We start from the raw sequence: 3878 nt of genomic DNA on the forward strand, positions 1-3878 counted from the left end.
TAATAAGCGGTGTCCTCCGGCAAAAGTGATATAACCGCCGACGGTTCCTCCGACGAGCGTAATGATCGCAAGGAAATCAATGGTATCTGGAGCCACGGTCTTAGCCACTGCTTCCCCGACTGGAGGCTGGGCGGAGAACATAACGAAAATCGTCAAAGCGATCATGACGAAACCGGCAATTTGCGCGAAACGGTCCATCACTTTCCCAGCTTCTCTGACAAGGAAAACGGCTACCGCAACGATTCCACTGAATAAAGCACCCATTTCAGGCGAAATTCCAAAAAGGACGTTTGTTCCCAGGCCAGCACCCGCAATATTTCCGATGTTAAAGGCAAGCCCTCCAGCCACGATGAGGATCGATAATACGAAACCAAGTCCAGGAAGAAGACTATTAGCAATATCCTGGGCCGGCTTTTCAGAGATCGCAATAATTCTCCATATATTAAGCTGCGCACCAATATCAATGATGATGGATATTAATATGACAAAACCGAAGCTTGCGGCTAATTGTTCAGTGAAGTGTGTGGTTTGTGTTAGGAAACCTGGTCCTATGGCAGATGTAGCCATAAGAAAGGCTGCTCCAAGTAGTAAACTACGATTCGATTGTTGTTTCATGATGTGGCTCCTTTTCTTATCGTTTTAAAAAATTTCCGATTTTATCGAGTTCGATGTCAGCTTCATTTAATGCTCTCGTAATATAGGAAGCAAAGTCGACAGCATTTGCACCATCACCGTGAATGCAGATTGTCTGCACATCGATATCAATATCAATGTCTTGTAAAGTCCTTACCTTTCCTTCTTTAATCATCCGGATCACTTGACTGACGGCTTGCTCATGATCCGTAATTAAAGCGTTCGATTCACGTCGTGAAGTAAGAGAGCCGTCTTTTTGGTAAGTACGGTCGGAAAACACTTCGCTTGCGGTCCTTAGTCCAGCTTCCTTTCCGGCTTTAACGAGTTCGCTGTTTGCTAGGCCGAATAGCGCAAGGTCTGAGTTAATATCATGTACAGCCTTAGCGATAGCATCAGCGAGTTCTTTTTGTTTAGCAGCCATATTGAATAGGGCACCATGAGGCTTCACATGTTGAAGCGAACCGCCTTCAGCCTGGACAAAGCCTTGTAAGGCACCAATTTGATAGACGACCATATCGTAGGCCTCTTCTGGGGAAATATCCATCGGCCTGCGTCCAAAACCAACAAGGTCTTGCAAACCAGGATGAGCCCCAATTCCTACGTTGTTCTTGATCGCCATGCTTACTGTTCTTTTCATCGTCGAAGGATCACCTGCATGAAATCCACAAGCGATATTGGCAGATGTTACATATTTTAAAATTTCATCATCACGACCAATTTTATAAGAGCCGAAACTTTCTCCCATATCACAATTTAAATCAACGATATTCATATGATTGCCTCCTATCTCATTTTAAATGCAAGACCTCGCGTTAATTGATCGAGGGCTCTCTCACGTTCCAAGTATAATTGCTGAGCTTTCTCCAGACTTATCATTTCAAATCGAATGCGTTCTCCTGGCTTCATTTGTGCCACTTTTGGTAAATCGATACTGACAACTTGGGCGATCTTAGGGTACCCGCCAGTCGTTTGGCGATCTGCTAATAAGACGATCGGATTGCCCTCAGCTGGTACTTGAATCGTTCCGAAAGCGACGGCTTCTGAAACCATATCCACTTGCTTTTTCCTTTTAAGTTGTGGACCATTCAGGCGGTAACCCATCCGATCTGATTTTGAATCAATCTGAAAGTCTTCAGCTGTAAGGGCTTTTTGGCTTTCCTTAGTAAACTGACCGTATTCTCTTCCTTCTATAATACGTATGGTTTCGCCTGATTGGATGACTGGGGTGAATTCAGAGGCAACGAACCACTTTGTTGTTAAGTGAGATCGCTTTCCACATGCTTGTTCCAATCGTTCTAATAGTCTCGCGGACACTTCAGACAGATGATTAATATTCAGTTCATCCCCTTTTTCTAAAGCGCGGCCTTGGTACCCTCCGATTTCTGCTCGTAGATAAGTCGATCTGCTCTCCATGATCAGAGGTACATCAAATCCACCAGCGATTGCAAGGTATGAACGAAATCCTTGTTTAGGATTTCCAAATCTAAGTTCGCTTCCTTTTTTTATGAAAATCGGTCTCCACATGGGAACGGAGTCTCCGTTGATCATCGGTGAGAGGTTACCTCCACAAATGGAGATGAGTGCGTTGTCTTGGAATTCGATTACAGGCCCCATCAGAGTAATTTCCATAGTGGCTAAGTCCGGGCTATTGCCTACGAGTAGATTGGCAATTCGGTGCGACTCACTATCCATAACTCCACTTGCAATGACACCGTGCTTTTGGTATCCATAACGTCCGAGATCCTGGATTGTTGTTAAGAGACCTGCTTTGACGATGTGGATCATGACTCATCCTCCTTGATTGATCGATATTCTTCTTCGGTTATAGAAGTGAATTTAATTTTATCTCCGGCTTGAAGGAGGGAAGGGATTTCATTTTCAGGTTGGAAAAGTTGCAAAGGCGTACGGCCGATCAGCTGCCATCCGCCCGGGGTTTCAATGGGATAGACACCGGTTTGCTGCCCGGCAATTCCAACCGACCCAGCTGGAATCTTGAGTCTGGGATCGTCTCTTCTAGATGTAGCGATTCTTTTATCCATACCGCCGATGTAAGGAAAACCTGGAGCAAATCCAATCATATAAACTAAATAATCTCCGTTCATATGCAGATTGATAACTTTCTGTTCGCTCAAATCATTCTTTTCAGCGACGTAAGACAAATCAGGTCCGAATTCCCCACCATAACAGACGGGGATCTCAACGACGCGTGGCTTTTTCGATTTTCTAACCGAAAGATTCGAAATGAGGTCTTCCAATTGTTTACATACCCATTTATATGGGAGTAGTTCAGAAGAGTGGGTCTGTTTTTTTATGGTGATGGGATTATAGAAAACGGTGACGGTTGTAAATGCAGGTATGTATTCAACCATCCAGTCAGGATGTGTAGAGTCAAGCTTTTCACACACCTGTTTGACTCGCTTTTGAGAGGTAAGATCAATCTTGGTTCCAAGCTCGATGACCACAGCTCGATCTCCTAATGGGTGATAATGCGCTTTCATGAAAGGCTGCCTCCTTCATTCAATGGGATTGTTTATAACGTTTGTTGAAATGTACGCATCAAGACAACTTCTTTTAATGCTATCCTATTTTCTGAATCCTTTCAAATCAGTGTTTAAGGTCCATTGTAATCTATAAAATGAGTAGGTGTTTTGGAGTAGGAATAATTTATGGTTTTTGTAAGAACCAATATTTAGGGGAGTTCTTCCGTTTAGATTTATGTTTAATGCGGTAATACGATAATAAAATCAAATCGATTAGGAGGATGACCTATGCCTTGGGATAGCAAGGATTACCCTAGTTCATTCAAAAATCTTGATAACGCTGTAAGAAAAAAAGCGATTGACATCGCCAATGCAATGATTGATCAAGGATATGATGAAGGGCGAGCGATTCCTATTGCCACAGAGCAGGCTAAAGAATGGTACGACAATGCAGATCAAAAAGAGATCAACGCAGTTAAGCAAATGAGTGATACTGATTTAAGAAAACGTGATGATGATCAACAATATGAAGGTCGTCCGGAACTTTTGGATAAGGGAGAGCATGTCGTTTCTCATAAGGACGGATGGGCGGTGCAGGCGGAAGACGCGAAACAGCCTTCCAATGTCTATGATAAAAAAGAAGAAGCAATCGAACGCGCAGAAGCAATTGCTCAGAACAAACAAACTCAGGTCATCATCCATAAAAAAGATGGTACGATTCAAGATAAAATTTCTTATAAAAATAATTAAAAAACAATGGTTACA

General features: G+C 43.0%; 5 protein-coding genes. 1 reads left to right on the forward strand and 4 read right to left on the reverse strand.

What is annotated here, in order from left to right:
* The 4 genes from LD39_RS18275 to pxpB form a co-directional block, all read right to left on the reverse strand.
* The coding region (locus LD39_RS18275; protein WP_035551320.1) for a divalent metal cation transporter at nt 1-615 on the reverse strand (615 nt) is incomplete at its 3' end.
* Nucleotides 616-631: 16 nt separating this feature from the next.
* Complete coding sequence (locus LD39_RS18280) at nt 632-1405, reverse strand: LamB/YcsF family protein (RefSeq protein ID WP_035551323.1); 774 nt, start codon at nt 1403-1405, stop codon at nt 632-634.
* Between the two features lie 11 nt (nt 1406-1416).
* Entirely contained in the window at nt 1417-2418 is a 1002-nt protein-coding gene (locus LD39_RS18285) for a biotin-dependent carboxyltransferase family protein (protein ID WP_035551326.1), read from the reverse strand.
* On the reverse strand, nt 2415-3131 hold the full coding sequence (gene pxpB, locus LD39_RS18290; protein WP_035551329.1) for a 5-oxoprolinase subunit PxpB: 717 nt from the start codon (nt 3129-3131) through the stop codon (nt 2415-2417). The genes LD39_RS18285 and pxpB overlap by 4 nt, the downstream gene beginning before the upstream one ends.
* A 270-nt stretch (nt 3132-3401) precedes the next feature.
* Between pxpB and LD39_RS18295 the strand changes: the two genes are divergently transcribed.
* Nucleotides 3402-3863 (forward strand): DUF2188 domain-containing protein, encoded by a 462-nt coding sequence (locus tag LD39_RS18295; RefSeq protein ID WP_035551332.1) that lies wholly within the window; start codon nt 3402-3404, stop codon nt 3861-3863.
* Nucleotides 3864-3878 lie beyond the last annotated feature (15 nt).

This window comes from Halobacillus sp. BBL2006 (genome assembly GCF_000786645.1).
In the GTDB taxonomy this organism is placed as follows: domain Bacteria; phylum Bacillota; class Bacilli; order Bacillales; family Halobacillaceae; genus Halobacillus.

Bases quoted from the DNA above. Each gene is read 5' to 3' on its own strand.
- pxpB (WP_035551329.1), bottom strand. From the start codon at position 3,131: ATGAAAGCGCATTATCACCCATTAGGAGATCGAGCTGTGGTCATCGAG.
- LD39_RS18280 (WP_035551323.1), bottom strand. From the start codon at position 1,405: ATGAATATCGTTGATTTAAATTGTGATATGGGAGAAAGTTTCGGCTCT.
- LD39_RS18285 (WP_035551326.1), bottom strand. From the start codon at position 2,418: ATGATCCACATCGTCAAAGCAGGTCTCTTAACAACAATCCAGGATCTC.
- LD39_RS18295 (WP_035551332.1), top strand. From the start codon at position 3,402: ATGCCTTGGGATAGCAAGGATTACCCTAGTTCATTCAAAAATCTTGAT.